General features: G+C 40.6%; 21 protein-coding genes. 14 read left to right on the top strand and 7 right to left on the bottom strand.

The genetic code is table 11. The features are described 5' to 3' along the window. The first annotated feature begins 270 nt into the window (after positions 1 to 270). From BLR06_RS03135 to BLR06_RS20315, 8 genes are all read left to right on the top strand, one after another. A complete protein-coding gene (locus tag BLR06_RS03135; RefSeq protein ID WP_092068181.1) occupies positions 271 to 657 on the top strand; it encodes a carboxymuconolactone decarboxylase family protein in 387 nt (128 codons plus the stop codon). A gap of 112 nt (positions 658 to 769) precedes the next feature. Further along, a complete protein-coding gene (locus BLR06_RS03130) occupies positions 770 to 1,741 on the top strand; it encodes a methionine ABC transporter ATP-binding protein (RefSeq protein WP_092069819.1) in 972 nt (323 codons plus the stop codon). After that, the gene (locus BLR06_RS03125; RefSeq protein WP_092068179.1) at positions 1,734 to 2,390 is read left to right on the top strand and encodes a methionine ABC transporter permease; all 657 of its coding nucleotides are present in this window, start codon (positions 1,734 to 1,736) and stop codon (positions 2,388 to 2,390) included. The genes BLR06_RS03130 and BLR06_RS03125 overlap by 8 nt, the downstream gene beginning before the upstream one ends. 18 nt (positions 2,391 to 2,408) lie before the next feature. Then, entirely contained in the window at positions 2,409 to 3,221 is an 813-nt protein-coding gene (locus BLR06_RS03120; protein ID WP_092068177.1) for a MetQ/NlpA family ABC transporter substrate-binding protein, read from the top strand. 74 nt (positions 3,222 to 3,295) lie between these two features. Beyond that, positions 3,296 to 4,336: a zinc-binding dehydrogenase gene (locus BLR06_RS03115; RefSeq protein WP_092068175.1), complete on the top strand. Its 1,041-nt coding sequence runs from the start codon at positions 3,296 to 3,298 to the stop codon at positions 4,334 to 4,336. 206 nt (positions 4,337 to 4,542) lie between these two features. Then, positions 4,543 to 5,025, top strand: a complete 483-nt coding sequence (locus BLR06_RS03110) for an IS3 family transposase (protein ID WP_092068172.1) — start codon at positions 4,543 to 4,545, stop codon at positions 5,023 to 5,025. Next, positions 4,985 to 5,332, top strand: coding sequence for a DDE-type integrase/transposase/recombinase (locus BLR06_RS03105; RefSeq protein ID WP_092068170.1), 348 nt, complete (start codon positions 4,985 to 4,987; stop codon positions 5,330 to 5,332). The genes BLR06_RS03110 and BLR06_RS03105 overlap by 41 nt, the downstream gene beginning before the upstream one ends. 5 nt (positions 5,333 to 5,337) lie before the next feature. After that, positions 5,338 to 5,589: an IS3 family transposase gene (locus tag BLR06_RS20315; protein ID WP_092068168.1), complete on the top strand. Its 252-nt coding sequence runs from the start codon at positions 5,338 to 5,340 to the stop codon at positions 5,587 to 5,589. 490 nt (positions 5,590 to 6,079) lie between these two features. Here the strand turns inward: BLR06_RS20315 and lat are convergent, their stop codons facing one another. The 6 genes from lat to BLR06_RS03075 all read right to left on the bottom strand — a co-directional run bounded on the left by lat (position 6,080) and on the right by BLR06_RS03075 (position 11,163). Next, positions 6,080 to 7,429 carry an L-lysine 6-transaminase gene (gene lat / locus BLR06_RS03095; RefSeq protein WP_092068166.1) on the bottom strand — a complete coding sequence of 450 codons (1,350 nt, stop codon included), beginning with the start codon at positions 7,427 to 7,429 and terminating at the stop codon, positions 6,080 to 6,082. 50 nt (positions 7,430 to 7,479) lie between these two features. Continuing rightward, entirely contained in the window at positions 7,480 to 8,343 is an 864-nt protein-coding gene (locus BLR06_RS03090; RefSeq protein ID WP_173812566.1) for a radical SAM protein, read from the bottom strand. Positions 8,344 to 8,351: 8 nt separating this feature from the next. Then, positions 8,352 to 8,510: a hypothetical protein gene (locus BLR06_RS19395; protein WP_173812564.1), complete on the bottom strand. Its 159-nt coding sequence runs from the start codon at positions 8,508 to 8,510 to the stop codon at positions 8,352 to 8,354. Between the two features lie 100 nt (positions 8,511 to 8,610). Next, on the bottom strand, positions 8,611 to 9,804 hold the full coding sequence (locus tag BLR06_RS03085) for an MFS transporter (protein WP_092068162.1): 1,194 nt from the start codon (positions 9,802 to 9,804) through the stop codon (positions 8,611 to 8,613). Positions 9,805 to 9,852: 48 nt separating this feature from the next. Next, positions 9,853 to 10,623: a helix-turn-helix transcriptional regulator gene (locus BLR06_RS03080; protein ID WP_092068160.1), complete on the bottom strand. Its 771-nt coding sequence runs from the start codon at positions 10,621 to 10,623 to the stop codon at positions 9,853 to 9,855. Positions 10,624 to 10,962: 339 nt separating this feature from the next. Beyond that, a complete protein-coding gene (locus BLR06_RS03075; RefSeq protein ID WP_092068158.1) occupies positions 10,963 to 11,163 on the bottom strand; it encodes a DUF378 domain-containing protein in 201 nt (66 codons plus the stop codon). A gap of 371 nt (positions 11,164 to 11,534) precedes the next feature. Between BLR06_RS03075 and BLR06_RS19145 the strand changes: the two genes are divergently transcribed. Beyond that, positions 11,535 to 11,690, top strand: a complete 156-nt coding sequence (locus BLR06_RS19145) for an aspartyl-phosphate phosphatase Spo0E family protein (RefSeq protein WP_173812562.1) — start codon at positions 11,535 to 11,537, stop codon at positions 11,688 to 11,690. A gap of 438 nt (positions 11,691 to 12,128) precedes the next feature. Beyond that, positions 12,129 to 12,773, top strand: coding sequence for a hypothetical protein (locus BLR06_RS03070; protein WP_092068156.1), 645 nt, complete (start codon positions 12,129 to 12,131; stop codon positions 12,771 to 12,773). Between the two features lie 480 nt (positions 12,774 to 13,253). Here the strand turns inward: BLR06_RS03070 and BLR06_RS20185 are convergent, their stop codons facing one another. After that, entirely contained in the window at positions 13,254 to 13,379 is a 126-nt protein-coding gene (locus tag BLR06_RS20185; RefSeq protein WP_255319465.1) for a hypothetical protein, read from the bottom strand. 849 nt (positions 13,380 to 14,228) lie between these two features. Between BLR06_RS20185 and BLR06_RS03065 the strand changes: the two genes are divergently transcribed. The 4 genes from BLR06_RS03065 (at position 14,229) to nrdD (ending at position 17,881) form a co-directional block, all read left to right on the top strand. Then, positions 14,229 to 14,543 carry a hypothetical protein gene (locus BLR06_RS03065; protein WP_092068154.1) on the top strand — a complete coding sequence of 105 codons (315 nt, stop codon included), beginning with the start codon at positions 14,229 to 14,231 and terminating at the stop codon, positions 14,541 to 14,543. Between the two features lie 325 nt (positions 14,544 to 14,868). Further along, complete coding sequence (locus BLR06_RS03060) at positions 14,869 to 15,165, top strand: YlmC/YmxH family sporulation protein (RefSeq protein ID WP_092068152.1); 297 nt, start codon at positions 14,869 to 14,871, stop codon at positions 15,163 to 15,165. A 212-nt stretch (positions 15,166 to 15,377) separates the two neighbouring features. After that, positions 15,378 to 15,869, top strand: a complete 492-nt coding sequence (gene nrdR / locus BLR06_RS03055) for a transcriptional regulator NrdR (protein WP_092068150.1) — start codon at positions 15,378 to 15,380, stop codon at positions 15,867 to 15,869. Continuing rightward, on the top strand, positions 15,869 to 17,881 hold the full coding sequence (gene nrdD, locus BLR06_RS03050) for an anaerobic ribonucleoside-triphosphate reductase (RefSeq protein WP_092068148.1): 2,013 nt from the start codon (positions 15,869 to 15,871) through the stop codon (positions 17,879 to 17,881). The genes nrdR and nrdD overlap by 1 nt, the downstream gene beginning before the upstream one ends. The last annotated feature ends 25 nt before the right edge of the window (positions 17,882 to 17,906 follow it).

The raw sequence follows: 17,906 nt of genomic DNA, 5'->3' as shown, positions 1-17,906 counted from the left end.
GGGAACCCTTTAAGTTGGTGTAACGGCAGCACCGACTTGAAGGGTTTCTTTTTTATGTTTACAAAATTTCAACCATGCAGTATTGACAGTGCTATCCGGTATGTGTATAATCAATTTAAATTTAGCTTGATTTGTCATAAATGTGCATATGATGGTTGATCAGAAAACTGAAGGCCAAAGAAGTAGGACTAAACACCTGCATCTTTGGTTTTTTGTTGTTTTTGCTAAATAAGACTGCACAACGAAATGAATATTTGGGGGAATTCTTTTATGTCGGAACGTTATGAAAAAGGCCAGAAAAAAATGCAAGAAGTTATTGGAACATCAGGAAAGGCGGTAGTATCTTCATTTGAGAAAATTGCGCCGGATCTTAGCCGTTATATTGCCGAATTTCCCTTTGGCGATATTTACTCCCGTCCGGGACTGGATTTGCAAAAAAAACAATTGGTAACAGTCTCGTCGCTGGTTACACAGGGCGATACGGCGCAAGCTTTGGAAGTCCATTTAAATGCCGCTTTGAATGTGGGCTTGACGCCCAATGAAATAATCGAAGCGCTTTTGCAGCTGTTGCCCTATGCCGGTTGGCCCAAGGTACAGAATGGGGTCAATGTCGCGGTGAAAGTATTTAAAGAACGCGGGGTAGCGCCTGTTTGGTAAAAAAGTAAGGATAGGCCTTGAAATCATGGATTTTGGGTGAGTCCAACCTGACCGCACTTTGTTTAAAAATCTTGAATTTCCGATTTACCTGTATCTGAAGGAGGAGGCCAGTTTGATAGAGATACGTAATTTACAAAAGTCATATAACAATACTGCGATATTAAAAAATATTAGTTTAGTCATTCAAGACAGCGAAATTTATGGCCTTGTAGGCCGGAGCGGCGCCGGTAAATCCACGCTTCTGCGGTGCATTAACGGGTTGGAAAAGTACGACTCGGGGAGTCTGAAAATTGATGGATTTGATATCAAACAACATAGTGAAAAAAAAATAAGGCATTTCCGGAAAAATATCGGGATGATTTTTCAACATTTTTCATTGATGGAACGTAAGACCGTGTATCAGAATGTTGCATTGCCAATGCAGTGCTGGGGGTATGACCAGGATAGTATTGATAAACGGGTCAGAGAGCTGCTGAAAGTTGTCGAGCTTGAGGAAAAAATCAATGATAAACCCAGGATGCTGAGCGGTGGACAGAAGCAAAGAGTGGCAATCGCCAGAGCTTTGTCTCTCAATCCGAAAATCTTATTATGCGATGAAGCAACGTCAGCGCTTGATCCGAAAACCACCCAGTCTATTCTTGCACTGTTAAAGATGATTAACGAAACCTTCAATATTGCCATAGTTATCGTTACCCATCAAATGTCGGTAGTAAGAAAAATCTGTCATAAAGTATCTATTCTGGAAGGTGGAGCGATTTCTGCAAGCGGAACGGCCAGCAGCGTATTTTTGGAGCAACCGCAGTCACTCAAAAATCTTCTGGGTGAAGAAGACGATGAACTTATTGCCGGCGGAGGCAAAATGATCAAAATTATCTATGCGGAGAGCAGCGACAATAACAGACTGCTTTCTGACATGGCGCGGCAACTCAATGTTGGATTTTCTTTGTCAGGGGCGAAACTGGAAAGATACCGCGATGCAGTCCTTGGTTCTTTAGTAATTACTGTTGATGACGAACGAGTGCAGGATATTGGACAATACCTGACAGAACGGGGCGTTTCCTGGGAGGAGTTAAGCAATGGATGATATTTCTAATCTTATTTATAAAATTGTCGTGCCTGAGTTTTCGAAAACGCTGTTTATGGTCTTTTCGGCTACCGTGCTTTCGGCAGCAATCGGGTTTATGCTGGCAATCCTGCTAACTGTGAGCCATAAAGACGGACTCAAGCCTAACCGATATTTATATCAAGTGCTGGATACAACAATTAATATCGTCAGGTCTTTTCCGTTTATTATACTTATTGTTGCCATTATTCCGCTGACCCGGGCAATTGTGGGGACTTCCATTGGGGAGAAGGCGGCTATTGTCCCGTTGACTATTGCTGGCGCGCCATTTATTGCCCGGCTTGTAGAAGGAAGCCTGAGAGAAGTGGACAAAGAGCTTGTTCAGGCGGCAAAATCTTTTGGCGCAAGCAATTTTCAAATTGTTTTCCGCATCATGATTCCGGAAGCGGTGCCGTCCATAATTTCCGGAATTACGCTGGCAATCGTTGCGATTCTTGGCTGCACTGCAATGGCTGGAGCAGTGGGCGCCGGGGGATTGGGCGCTGTGGCGATAACCTATGGCTACGCTAATTTTGACAATACCATTATGTATGGAACTGTTTTTTTTCTTATTATTTTGGTACAAGTCATTCAGTCTGCGGGTAATTATCTATATAAAATATTGAAGTAAAAAAGAGGAGTGGAAACTATGAACAGAGTTGCAGCAATTGTATTAACATTGATCCTTGCCATTGTATTTGCCGGCTGCGGCAATAACCCGACCAACACGAACACGCCGGAAAAGAGAACTGTGGTTGTGGGTGCATCCCCTATTCTTAAGGATATACTAACTGTCGCCAAAGAAGAGTTCGATCAAGACGGCTATACCATGGACTTGAAAATATTCGATGATCTTGTCACGCCGAATATAGCCCTGCAGGAAGGTAGTGTCGATGTTAACTTTTTTCAGCATGAACCTTATCTGCTGCAGTTTAACCAGAATAAAGGAACGACTCTGGTTAAATATCATGAGGGAATAATCAAGTATTACATGGGGTTGTTCTCAAGAAAAATTACAAATCTTAACGATCTGACGGATGGAGCCAGCGTTTCTATTCCTAATGATCCCAGCAACAGGACGAGAGCTTTAAAACTTTTGCAAAGTGCTGGCTTAATAAAATTGAAAGAGGGCGTTGCCCTGCCGACGAAACTCGATATAGTTGAAAACAGCAAGAGCCTGAATATTATTGAAACTGATGTGATGAAACTTGTCAGTTCTCTGGATGATGTGGATTTATCGGCCATCAATTCTTTTGTCGCGGCACAAGGCAATGTAGATCCCAAAACGGCCATTGCAGTAGAGGATAAGAGTGAAAGTGATAAATTTGCCCTTGTTATAGCTGTGAAGAAGGATCAGAATAACGAAAAGTATGCGGAACGGCTTGAAACAGCATTGAAATCGGAGCGGGTAAGACAGTTCTTGGAAACTAAGTACAAAGGTGCTGTTCTTCCATTATTCTAGGTAAGCAGAGGAGGCTGGCAGATACCAGACTCTTTCTTCTTCTTGTTTAGCCTAAGGAAAAGGGGTCTTTAACTATGAATGCTCTGATGCAGGCGTTAACTAAAATATCACCGGACATTACAGAACTAACCAATATACCAGTACCTCAATACGGCTTACGGGAAGTGCTGGTGCGGGTACGGTCGGCTGCGTTGTGCGGCACCGACCTGCATATACTTAACTGGAATCAGTGGGCGCAAGGGGCCGGCATCAAATTGCCGGTTATTATGGGACACGAGTGTTGCGGTGATGTTGTTGCTGTCGGCAGCGAAGTAAAGAATATTGAGGTCGGCGACAAGGTGGTGGCTGAGACCCATATCCCATGTGGTGCGTGCTACCAATGCCAAAACGGTGAACAGCATATTTGCAATAACTTAAAGATGTTCAGTATCCATATGGACGGGTGTTTTGCCGAATATACCGTAATTCCAGCAGCCTGCATCCGCAAAATTCCCCGGGAGATTTCTTATGATGTAGGTGCGGTGATGGAACCGCTGGGAACTGCTTTGCGCGGTGTTAATGCTACTCAGGTTGGCGGGAGTCGTGTAGTAATTATCGGCTGCGGACCTATTGGCCTGTTTGCCGTTGCTGCGGCTGCCGCACTTGGAGCGGCTCAGATAGTTGCTCTGGACATTAGCGATCTCCGGTTAGCTGCAGCGATAAAAATGGGTGCCGACATTACACTCAATGCTGTGGATAAAAATACCGATCAAATCGTGCTGAAAGCTACAGGCGGTTATGGTGCGGACGTGATTATCGAAGCTTCCGGAAGTCCGGAAGGACTTAAGCAATCCTTCCGGCTGCTGCGCAAAGGCGGGAGAGTTGCTTTGATCGGTTTGCCGGATAAACCGGTAGAGTTGGATTTAGTTAAAGATGTAGTGTTTAAAGAGGCTAAAATCATCGGCATTCATGGTCGTGAAATGTTCAAAACCTGGACGCAAATGGAAAGTTTACTGGTTAGCGGCAAGCTTGTTGTCGATCCGGTGATTACGCATATTTTACCGCTCACGCAATGGCGGGAAGGAATTGAACTGGCCAAGAGCGGACAGGCATGTAAAGTGATCTACCATCCATAAAGTGAACTTCACTTCTGCATCTCCATAATTTTTCTGACAAAGCAAAAGCACCCTCGCCATCCGTCCGTGGAGCTAAAATTAGAAGTTCTTCATCGTTGCTTTGAACTCGGAGAAGATGTAAAACTGTATCAGACGAAATTGGATACAGCCGTGCCAGTATTTATGCATGGCGTCGCAAATACATCTAAAGAGGAACAATCGCACTGATGAATCCGACTGATGCTCCCCGTGGTGAACTTACAGAAGGGATTGCCTCTTCCTCAGAAGAGATCGACGCAATCAGAGCCGAAATGCAGGATATGCAAATGCAGATTGACATCTTGAAGGAAACCATCAATGTATTAAAAAAAGACCCAGGCGTCGATCAGGAGGCTCTCAGGAATCGAGAGAAGGCAGTGATTATCGACGCCTTGAAAAGTAAGTATTCACTGCCGCAACTGTTGGGTGCGCTCAATTGTTCCCGGAGCAGCTACTATTATCAGCGGCAAGTCCTATGTAGCGAGGACAAATATCGGTCTGTCCGCGAACACATAAAAAAAGTATTTGCGGATAACCATGGTCGATACGGATACCGAAGGATCCACGCTTTTCTTACAAAAGAGGGTACGCGTCTGTCTGAAAAAGTAGTCCGCAGGCTGATGAAACAGGATGGGCTGGCTGTTTCCGGTCGGGAAGAAGAGAAAATATAGTCCGTATAAAGGCGAAATCACACCGGCAGTTCCCAATGTTCTGGAGCGGAATTTTCAGGCGGATAAACCGAATCAGAAATGGCTTACCGACATAACCGAGTTTGCGCTTCCCACTGGCAAGGTGTATCTTTCACCAATCATTGATTGCTTTGACGGCATGCCAGTCTGCTGGAAGATAGGCACTTCGCCGGATGCGAACTTGGTAAACACCATGTTAGACGATGCGGTATCCGGCTTACAGGACGGAGAGCACATCCGATTATTCATTCGGATCGAGGGTGCCATTACCGCTGGGCTGGCTGGATAAGCCGTATGGAGCAGGCACATTTGATACGATCCATGTCAAAGAAAGGTTGCTCCCCAGATAATTCTGCTTGCGAGAGCTTCTTTGGCAGGCTGAAAAACGAAATGTTTTACGGAATATCATGGGCAGGCGTTACGGTCGAAACCTTCAGGCAGAGGATAAACGCTTACATGGAGTGGTATCGAAAAGAGCGGATAAAAATGTCATTGGGCGCTATGAGCCCAATAGAATACAGACAAAGTCTAGGGCTCGTAGCTTGAGTCTAAGATTTTGTCCGCACCCCCCCCTTGTCGTACGCTGCCTGTGTTTGTAATAAGCCACTTGTTCTGATATTGACTGACAATAACCGCATAGGTTAATAAGAAATCATCGATTTGGTTTAACTATGAAAATCTACGATTGACATTTGGCGCAGCCTCCTTAAATTTATATTTTTTAGTAAATGAGCCTAATCAGGGGGTGAGTTAGCATTCTTTCATTATTGTAACTAATGTTGGCGGTATCGGCAATGTCCGATACAAACGAATGTTCGAAATAGATACCGGCAGCTTGATTTTTGTACACCCTCCATGTTTTGCTAAAAAAACAAACTGACATATGAATAGCGATGCCAGTTTGTATGATTTATTGGATATTCAACCTTTGGCTTTCTTGTTTCTGTACGTTTGTTCTGGAGCTGTTCATTCAGGGGCTCTGAGATTACTTGAAATCTAGATGGATTCTTCCGTTTTACATTAAAGGAGAAGGAGATTATTTGCTATATACTTTTTTGGGCAACGTGATGCTCTTATTACTAAATTCCAGTAGGACTTCATGCCATTTATGCGTTACTATGTCAATTTGCTCTCTTGTTACATCAAGTATTGGCCGAAAACGAATAGAATTTTGTCCACATCCAATAAAAATTACTTTTTTATTAAAAAGCATTTTTAAAATGGTATCTCTAATTATTTGATTTGGCAAATCTAAAGCTACAAATAATCCTAAGCCGCGAACATTCGATATGAGCGATGGAAATAATTTTTGTAAATAATATAATTTTTCTAGTAGATAGTTCCCTTGTATTTTGGCATTTAGTAATAAATTTTCTTCCTTGATGATTTTAATATATTGTTTTAATCTAATAAAATCGACAATATTTCCACCCCAAGTTGAATTAATCCGGCTTGATAATTTGAAAACATGATTTTCTACTTCATCTAGTCGTTTACCAGCTAAAATGCCGCAAACTTGTGTCTTCTTACCAAAACATACAATGTCTGGAGTTAAGTTAAAATGTTGATGCGCCCATATTTCTCCAGTCATACACATCCCGGTTTGAACTTCATCAATAATGAACAACACATCATTTCTAAATGCAAGTTCCTGTAAATTTTGTAAAAATTCTTTTCTAAAATGATTGTCTCCCCCCTCGCCTTGTATTGGCTCAATAATTATAGCTGCAATTTCTTTAGCGTTTGTCTCTAAAATCATTTTAATTTTCTGTAGTGCTTTATCTTCTTCTAACTTTATAGAAAGAATATTTTCCTCAATCGGAAACTTAACTTTTGGATTATTTATTCGCGGCCAATTAAATTTCGGAAATCCAGCAACTTTAATTGGGGTAGTATTTGTCAATGATAATGTATATCCTGAGCGGCCATGAAAAGCTTCTTTGAAGTGGATAATTTTTAATTTATCGGGCTTAATACAATGCTTTCCAATATTTTTCTTTAATTTCCAATCGAAAGCGGCTTTTAACGCATTCTCAACTGCTAAAGCTCCCCCATCAATAAAAAATATATATTTTAAATATGCTGGTACAGCAAATTCTTTAAACGCTAAAACGGTCTCAATGAATTGCTTTGTATAAATATCAGAGTTAGTAACTTTCACTAATGCATATTTCCCTATTTCTTGTATAAAGTTTTGATTATTCATCTTAGGATGATTGTATGAAATGGGGATAGAAGCAAAACCTGTGAAGAAATCAATGTATTCTGTATGAGAAACAGTATCGTAAATAATATTTCCTCTGCTTTTATCTAAATCCATAAGTAACGGAAAGCCATCAGTTAGCATATATTTATTTAAATTTTTCAATAAGTTTGTAACAGCCATGTCATCGATCCTTTCATACAAAGGACTTGAGAACTGCATAAAAATGTTATTTAGCTAACATTTTTATGCCAGCAAAGAGGGTCAAAAGCAACTAAATCTCCTGTTTGTGCATAAGTTACTCCTCTGCAACCGTAGCATTTTTCATGATAGGTACATTCTTTACATTCACCTTGAATATTTTTATCTATATTACGCATCAGACTTATAAGAGGGGATTCCTGAATTATAGTTGACAGGCTTTTTTGTCGAATATTACCACAGTGTATATTTACGCCTGAACAGAGTTGTACATATCCTTGTGTATCAATATGACAACTGAAAAAGTGTTTTACACATCCTTCTTCACTCATTGATGGCAAACATATAGCTAAATCATGATTTTTCAGCTTTACAATTTTTCCCGCCAATTGCTCAATTTCTTCCTTTGAAACATACAATTCATCATGTTCTCTACTTCTTCCAGATGAAATTAATCTTAAAAAGAAAGGGTCTATATTCCTGCTCTTAACATAATCCCACAATTCAGGTAAATATGCATAATTTTTACTGGTTATTACGGAGTTAGTTGTAAGCGGAATTTTATCAGTATAACCCACTGTAATTAAATTATCTATACCGCCGATTGTCTTTTCAAAGGCTCCAATACAGCCAACCATTTCATCATGCACACAAGCATTTGCAGATTCAAGACTAACACAAGGATGTACATTTAATTCAAACATTTTTTTTGCGATTTCTGGAGTAATGCAAGTTCCATTAGTAAAACATAATGTTTTCATACCTAGTTGATTAATATATTCTGATAATTCAAAAAAATACGGATAAATAGTTGGTTCGCCACCAGTTAAGGTAATTGTTCTTCCTCCAAGATTGGCAACATCTTGAACAACTCTTTTGATTTCATGAAAACTCATTTCATCTTTTAATTGATTTCCTGATTCAGAGTAACAAAAATACATCTCAAATTACATTTACGCGATACTTCAATATCGCAATTTAATAATTTACCGTTTTTTCTAGCTTCTTCGATTTCTTGCTTGTTATATACCCATGCGGAACCAGGAAAATGCTTATGAGCCATTGTAAATCCTCCTTTAAATTTTAATTATACTAAATATAACAAACTTTCAGGGAGCAGATTTATCATAAAATAATATTTTTTTATCCACTTTATCCTTAAATTAAGTATGAAAGCTATTGTTAATTGGGTTGTTATTTTTGTAATACAGTTTAGAAATAATGAGTAAAACGGCTTGCAGCAATAGTATTTGAGAGAATAGAGAAAACCCTAATAAATAGTTAGTATTTTGGATATAATTGGTTAATAGTAACGGGCCCCAAAACATGCCTAATCCCCAAAGCAAATAGAAGATTGCACTAATTGTTCCTTTGTGGTTTTCTGTAACCTTCTCATTAAGAAACGCCATAGATGATAAATAGTAAGTCCCTAAGCCGAAACTGGAAAAGCATAAAACTAAAATAAGTGTGAAATATTCATAATTTAAAAATAGCAATAAACCAAATGACGCAATTAACATGCCGGTAACCATAAAAATTTCTCTTCCTAATCGATCAGATAACCAACCAATGATGATTTGTGCTGTACTGATCGCAATATAAAACAATGAGAAGAAAGCGTTTATATAGGATTGATCATATTTTTGTTCAGTTAGTAAAAACGCTGGAATGATTGTCATGAATATCCCAAATCCAGCCCCATATAATGTGATGCCAAGGCATACGACTAAAATCTGTGGGCTTTTCATTAAAACGAAAAAATTCTTAAGAGCTACTGTTTGTGATCGTGTATTTTGTTTATGTGGTTTACGGATATTTTCCATGAAACAAGAAATTAGTATAACGCCAAGTGCGCATAAGACAGCATACAGCAAGAATATTTGTTTATCTGACCATTTTTGAAACAATGTCATCCGTAAAAGAGGACCAGTAGTCATACCCAAATAAATCGAGGCATTATATACTCCAATTGCTTTTCCTTTATGACCGGCGTACCGTATAGATAATGCGGCAGGCGCCAAACCTAGAATTGGTGCTTCACCTATTCCTTGAAGTATTCTTCCTAAAAATATTAAATTTACATTGGTGGTGAAGAAGAACAATAACCCCGCAACAACGCTGAGGACGTATCCCATAAATAAAAAAGGCTTATTCCCGTGACGATCAGCAAGTAATCCTATGGGAAGTTGTGCAACCACTTGAGCAAAAGCATAAGTTGCCGCTAAATACCAAACGAAAGAAACCGTATTCGATAAGGATATGACTGTTTGTGGTAATAAAGCAAGAACCATACCATCACCGAGCATAAGTACAAAAGCCGAAAAACTTAAAACGATTAACTGACGATGTGTAGACATATTTACTCCTCCTAAATTAACAAATAAAAAAGTAAGGCATAGTTAGCCTTACTCAATTATAAACACGATCAAAGAACTAATTCTTAGCGATATAAAAGTTTTTTTTCCTTGTTCTTTGAATTTTTTTCGATATTTTTGCGGTGTTGTTCCTTCGTATTGCTTAAATAATCTTGTTAAGGATGCTTGATACTCATAGCCAACTTGTTGAGCAATATCCAGAATGGAAAAATTTGTTTCTGTTAGCAGGCGTTTGGCTTCTGCTAATCTCAAGTTATGAAGAAATGTTTGCACATTGATTCCCATCTTTTTTTCAAACCACTGACTATAATAGTTGGCCTCATAATGTTCTAACTGAGCTAATATTTTGAGCGATATGCGCGAATGATAGTTTTCGCGGAGATAACGAAGGGATGCAAATTCGTGACCCCGCTGTATTAAGTGAAACGAATAGTAGAGTAACTGCTTGATCGCTGTAGTATTTGTTGTTGGATTTTGATATTCATTGAGCATTAAGAACCGTAACGCCTGCCATTGTGCATCAAAATCCAGAAATTTTACTTCATTTGAGCAACTTTCAGCAATAAATGCTGGAATAAAAAATACTAAAAATTTGTTTCTATCCTGGGAAAAGTAACTATGTTCATATTTAGGAGGCAAAAACAGAATATGCTTTAAATCCACAATCATAGATTGGCGGTCGGTTTGTAAATTTAAAGTACCTTGCAGTGGCAAAATTAGATGACCGAAATTATGCACATGCTTATGGATAGTGTTTTCAAAGCAAATGTTCTCTAAATAGGGAATGTTCGGCTGTTTCATTTCTGCTCCTTTCAATAAAGTAACTGCAAGATTGGTATCTCATATTAAGTACTTTGAATTGTAATGGCGGCAGGACTGGCAATATAAAATTACCCCAATATATAATGTCATAATTATATATTGGGGTAATTGGTAAGTCAATAATTACCATATTTTTATCATTTATAAAATATAAAAAACGAACTGGCCATAAGCCTTTAGTAAAAAAACAGTAATCTTGGCGATAAGTGCATAATTGAAGAGACAATGTCTCTTGCTATATTGCAGATTGGACTAAAAAGGAGTGTCTTTAAATGCTTTTGCACTCTGAGACACTCCTTTTGTTCGTTGCGTTTTCTGTTAAGAATTTGCTCTAGCAGGATTACTGGTCAGTAGCTTAAGGCACCAGATACCGGACAGGCCCACTAAAATATAGACAGCACGGCTAAGTATTGATTGTTGTCCACCAAAAATGCTTGCTACCAAGTCGAATTGAAATAATCCTACCAATAGCCAGTTAAGTGCGCCTACAATTACTAAAACCAAGGCAAATTTATCCATAATGAAGCTCCTTTCCAATTGATACGATTAATATTGGTTAATTTTACTGTTTTTATTCATAAATAAAGGAAGGTTTTGCTAAAAAGGAGAGAGGGAGTCAGGACTTTTTTGCTTTTTAGACTATCTGTACTCGAAAAAGACAGGTTTCTGACAGTAACTGAGAGACTGTTTGGAAAAATTAGCGAAAAGATTTGTTTGCAGGCTTTTCTTATTAGCTGTACGGATAAAAGAATAGAGGCCAGCGGAAACTGCTGATTATTGAAACAATTTGTCGATAAATAATTACGGGCCGATGCTAGGAAATGTGCTGGTTTTACAAAAGCATTGTGCTATAATTTCTCATAAATATGAGATTGTTAAGGAGGATGAATATGTGTACAGATATATGGAAGGAAGTTGAAAAACTGCAGCTGGAACTGCATGATGTTGTGAGTAAAAAGGGAATCGGCTCTCCTGAAGCAATCCGGGTCAGCCAGGATTTCCGGGAAAAGATGGATGAGTATAGAAGATGCAGTACGCAGCGTTAGTAGATTGATAGTCAAACATTCCGGCCGCTTTCCAGGCCGCAGCCTTGGCAATAATTCAATATTGTTTTATCAATTTAGTTCGGGCTGGCGGCAAACGCGGGTTCGAATTTTTTGTTGCTTCGGCTCCAACTTAAATCTAAGGTTTAACCGGTAATATAGTAAATGATTTTCATTGGCTGGAGCGACCTTTAGCGCGTGCTGCTTGGAATTGATTTTTATGCTGTACACAGTAAGTTCAAGAAATAGAATATTACGATAGTTTTCAATGAAAGGTGAAAGGGGTTAGGACAGAAATGGTGAATAATAAAAGATATATAAATATAAAGTAGTGGTTTTTATTAAACGGCGTGATAGTGCTGTTGTATTTGGCCGGCAAAAGGATTTTTTAATTATTTTCCTTGAACCGGCGTTTATATTGATGTTGAGGGCAGTGATTTAATGTTAAAGCAAAGTAATCGTTTTTTCGTCTTTGATCTTTTTCCTTCAACCTGGTTCACCATAGTATTGGCGGCATGCAGCTTACCCCTGGGTTTGTTTCTTCCGTCAAGATGGGGCTGGGAAAATGGTCCAATAGAAAATATACAAGTCCTTATTCTCGCTTTTGGTCTGGCATGTTCTCTGCTTGCAGCCTATTTAAGTCGTGATGATAAGAAAATTCGTAATCTGTGGGGTTACTCCGTCCTTATCTGGCTACTGATGATTGGGCGTGAATTGAGCTGGGGGAGGGTGTTTTTCGAACCGGTTATCATTGGTCCAAATGGCCCCGGATTTCCGTCAATTCACCAGATCTGGTACGGAAATTTTGTTTATCCGCTCAATACCCTTGCCATTATTGTGCTATTGGCCGGGGTGTGGCGCAATTTCGAACCGGGCAACCTTAAACGGTCAATCAGCATATCGGCGATCGATGGATTGGTATTGATTATCGCCGCAACGGTTTCACAGCTTGTTTTTGAAAAAGAGTTGATTCCGGAGCTGGCCTTTTGTTCACAAATACTGGAAGAAATCTCTGAATTGCTTGTTTACTGGTCCTTGGTCAGCATAGTGCTTGTGGCTGGTTGCAAAAACAGACGAAGCGCTTAAGCTATGGGATAACCATAACTTGTCTTATTTTTTCGCAGGAGGTAGCAGGAGCGTACTAATGATAAGATACAACAATCCGGCTGGTATTTTTATGCCGGCCGTTTTTTTATTTGAGACGCAGGCAACAAATAAATTGAGAAATAGGAACAAAAAGCAACTATGGAACAGGCCGGCCGGGACTGTAAATTAAAACTGGCTGATCATTAAGACCAGCCAGGTAAAAGAGGGAGGTTAATTAAATGGGTGGTAATTAAAAAGTGGTTATTAGTATCTATATTACATAATATGAACTTTACCGGAATTCGTGACACAATTAACGAAAGTAGTGCTGCTGCCACCTAGTACCTGCAAGATGATGGCGAGCTGATTTTTCGTAAGATAAGGCGGAGGAATGAGGCATACCGGGACGTATGCCGATTAACGACAACGCAGCAGTGTTGAAAAATCGTTGGAAATAAAACAGAGCAGCTTGTGCTGCTCTCAGGTTGACGGATGATTTGGTCCGTCCATATGCCGATTACCAAATTTCGTTTGATTTTTATTTTCCTCGTTTTGTTTTTTTGCTTTTTGTTGCGCCATTGAATCATTTGATGGCTTTTTGCCCATAAAATTACCTCCCTTCCTGAAAGTAGTGTTTACCTGATCCATTCATTCAATACGGCAATTAACAAGAAAGCTTTCAGCCCGGCTGACGCATTTACCGCAAGCTTAACTGCATGGATTTTGCCTTCTAATAAAAAACAAAATATTCATGATTATAATAAATCCAAGATATTACCTGAATGCCATAAGGGGGAATATTAAGGTGTACAGCTTTTTTGGCGGAATTGTGTTAGGTGTGCTGACAGCGTTGGTGTTTTTTGGCTACGCTTTTTTATACTATTGTAAAAAGAATCACATGTATTAAATGTAAACATTATCTTAATTCCTTTGCAAAAATTTCCGGCAGAAAACTGACGCAAAATATGATAAAATATAAAACGTTAGGTCTCCGTATCGCCCGCAAGATCATTCTTTGCGCAGTTTAGAAAGGTTGTGAATGGTGTGAGGACGCGGTTGCGCGATATATTCAGCATGAATGTTGTAGATTTGTTTAATCGTAAAAGAAAGCAAACATTACGGAAAAGTGAGCGTTCACGTTGCCAGTATCAAGAAGTATTTAATGATAGCCAGGAAGTAAGTCAAATTATTTATAATCGTTCTTAGCTGGCGATTATGGCAGAACAATACTTATTTGCTTTTCGTTGATTTCATATCATGGCATAGCCGTCTCGACGGCTTTTTTTTTGTTATCCAGGTTTTTCTATATATATTCTAAAAGATACCAGATATACTAAGCATAACCTCAGAGCAACCGGGCAACTGGTGTAGCTAGTATGCTCTTTGGTATTCCTGAAACACCAATTGAGAGCTAACGATATTGGCGATAAAGTCTAATAGGAAGGCGAGGATATTATGAACAGTGCAGGTAAAAAAATAGCGGCTTTTTCATTGGCAGTTCTTTTGCAGCTAGGGCTGGGAGCGGCGGTAACTGAGGCGGCGCCTGGCCATGATTCTCCCCCCTGGATTGCACAGCATTCTGAACGGGACAAAGGACGGCATGGCCAAGACCGAATGCAACAAGAACGCCGCGAAAATGAACGTCATGAAAAAGAAATGAAACGCCGCCCCAATGAAAGCAGAAAGCAATGGAAAGAGCGCCAAAAGCAGGAAAAAGAGCGCCATGAAAGAGCATTGCGGGCCATTAGAGTTGAGCACCAGCGTCACTAATGCAACGGGTGTTAAATCCATAGGATGCAAAAAGTATTGCTTTGCTGACAAGCAGACAGTTTAGCGGGCAAGAGGGTGTCTTAAATGCTTTGGCATTTTAAGACACCCTCTTGTCTAACACTCAGCAATTCTAAGTGCCGATCTTTTCTGCTCAGCCGCCCTGCCTGCCAGTACCTTGCGTCCAAGCCCTGAATGCTGCAGCTACTGACGGATGAATTACCGTAATACGGCGTCGTCTAAAACTAACATCTAACTGTGCCAAGGCACTGGGAAAAAACTGTACTATAAACTGAATGCTTGTCATAGCCTTTTAATGAGGTGATGGATGGTGAAGCTAAGAAATAGCAACAGTGAATATTCCAGTTGTATTTCTGACCTGAAAATGAAGGAAGTGATCAATATTATCGATGGCAAACGCCTGGGTGCTATCACTGATATCGAAATAGATGTTGATTCCGGTAAACTTACGGCGATTGTAGTTCCGGGGTCAGGAAAAATCCTGGGATTATTCGGCCGCAATACCGATATTGTCATTCCCTGGGAGAAAATTGTTAAGATTGGCATTGATGTAATACTGGTGGAATCAGTGACTTTTGCGGATATAAAACCCTTGGAGAAATAAAAAAACGCGAACCGTCAGGATCGCGTTTTTTATTTTTAGTTTGATTTTTGTTGCAGGAATTATACAATATATGGCGTAATTTTATAGATATGAATACAATATATAGATAACTCAGCGTGATTTAAGCCCTGCAGCAATGATTGAGGTGGAGTTCCTGCTCCGCCTCAATTAAATCTCATTTTGTGTTGGATATGGGCTAAAGGGGTGGATGTATGCGTTGTCCATTTTGTGGATGGGCCGAAAGTAAGGTAATTGATTCACGTTCAGCTGAAGAGGGCGTTTCCATACGGCGCAGGCGGGAATGTTTAACCTGTGGCAAGCGATTTACTACTTATGAGGTTGTTGAGCAAATTCCTTTAATGGTGATAAAAAAAGATGGCCGCCGGGTAATGTTTGAACGAAACAAGCTGTTGACCGGATTGATCAGGGCCTGTGAAAAACGTCCGATTTCAATTGATACGATTGAGTCTGTTGCTGACCGGATTGAAAAGGAAATTAGAAATTCCCTGGAACGGGAAATACCTACCCAAACGATCGGTGAATTGGTCATGCGGCATTTGCGGGAGGTTGATCAGGTAGCCTATGTGCGATTTGCATCAGTTTACCGTCAATTTGCCGATATCAATAATTTTATGCAGGAACTGGAAAACTTGATGAAAGTGCAAAAGCCGGAAGGCGATATTGCGAAAAGTGAGGAATCATAATGTTTACAAAGATTAGGAAACGGGACGGGCGGGAAGTTGAATTTGATGAGGGGAATATTACCGATGCCATTTTTAAAGCTGCCAAAGCTGTCGGCGGGGCGGACAAGCAGCTTGCAATAGAGTTAACGCTGGATGTGTTAAAGCATCTCAAACAACGGCACAGCGGCAGAGTATTCAGCGTAGAGGATGTCCAGGATACGGTAGAGAAGGTGCTGATTGAACGGGGCCATGCCAAAACAGCCAAAGCCTACATTCTTTACCGGGATAAGCGCACCAGAATGCGGGACGCAAAGTCGGACTTAATGGATGCGGTGGCCGACATTTTAATTGAAACCAATCGTGAAAACGCAAATGTGTCCAATTCCCCGTCAGCAAAAATGCTGCAAATTGCCAGCGCAGCAAGTAAAGCTTACTATCTTAACCGGCTGATACCGGAGAATATCTCATCCGCGCATATTCGCGGCGATATCCATATTCATGATCTTGATTTTTACGGCAAGACACTCACATGCGTCCATATTCCGCTGGGCAAGCTTTTACAGTCCGGCTTTAATAACGGACATGGTTTTATCCGTCCGCCGAAACGGCCGGCTTCGGCAACGGCCTTGGCGGCCATTATTTTACAAAGCTCGCAGAACGATATGCATGGCGGTCAGTCGTTTGCGTTTTTTGATCGTGATATGGCTCCCTTTATGGCTAAAGCCGGCGAGGCGGAAGTCTATCAGGCAATGGAAGCGCTGATTTATAATTTAAACAGCATGCATAGCCGGGCCGGAGCGCAAGTGCCATTTTCCAGCCTTAACATTGGCACAGACATAACGCCGCCCGGCCGGATGGTGATAAAAAATATCCTGCTGGCTTATGAAAAAGGCCTGGGAAGAGGGGAGAACCCGATCTTCCCGAATATTATTTTCCGGATCAAGGAGGGGATTAATTTAAATGCCGGTGATCCCAATTATGATTTATTTAAACTGGCCATCCGGGTTGCCTCCCAGCGTTTAAATCCAACCTTTAGTTTTATGGATTCGTCCTTTAACCGCCCCTATGGCGATCAGGTCGGCTATATGGGCTGCCGCACCCGCGTAATGTCAAATGTATGCGGTCCCGAGGTTACCGACGGACGGGGGAATTTAAGCTTTACAACAATTAATCTGCCCCGTTTGGCCATTAAGGCGGAAAGAAATATAATGAAATTTTACCAAAGCTTGTCTGACCTGATTGATCTGACGTGTGACCAGCTTTTGCACCGCTATCAGATTCAAGCCGGCCTTAAGGTCAAGGACATGCCGTTTTTAATGGGTCAGGGGTTATACCTTGATTCCGATCAATTGTCATTCAGCGATTCGATTGCCAGTGTGATTCAGCACGGCTCATTATCGGTCGGCTTCATTGGCTTGGCGGAAACCCTGCTGGCTTTAACCGGGTCGCATCATGGCGAGAACCAAGAAGCTCAGGCCTTAGGCGAAGAGATTGTTGCCTTTATGCGCAATAAACTGGATAAAGCCGCCGGCAGGCATCAGCTTAACTTTACACTGCTGGCTACGCCGGCGGAAGGATTGTCCGGGCGGTTTGTCAAAATGGACCGCCGTGAATACGGTTTGATTCCCGGTGTGACCGATAAAGATTATTATACAAATTCTTTTCACATACCGGTAAATTATCCTATTAGCGCTTATGATAAAATCAGGCTGGAGGGAGTTTATCATAAATATACCAATGCCGGCCATATCAGCTATGTGGAATTCGACGCGCCGCCCGTGAACAATTTAACTGCGGTGGAAGATATTTTACGCTATATGAAAGAATGCGATATTGGCTATGCCGGAGTGAATTTTCCGGTTGATTTTTGTGAGGGCTGCGGGTATTTAGGCGTTATTGATACCGATTACTGTCCTTCCTGCCATACCGAGAGCATCAGGCGGGTTAGGCGCATTACCGGCTATTTGAGTACTGTGGATAGATTTAATGATGCAAAAGGCGTTGAATTAAAAGAGCGGGTAGCTCATTCTTAATTATTTAACATTCAGGTGATTAAAA

The organism is Dendrosporobacter quercicolus (genome assembly GCF_900104455.1).
Lineage (GTDB): Bacteria > Bacillota > Negativicutes > DSM-1736 > Dendrosporobacteraceae > Dendrosporobacter > Dendrosporobacter quercicolus.
The sequence above is the reverse complement of the archived record's forward strand: the minus strand, read 5'-3'. Positions and strand labels throughout refer to the sequence as shown.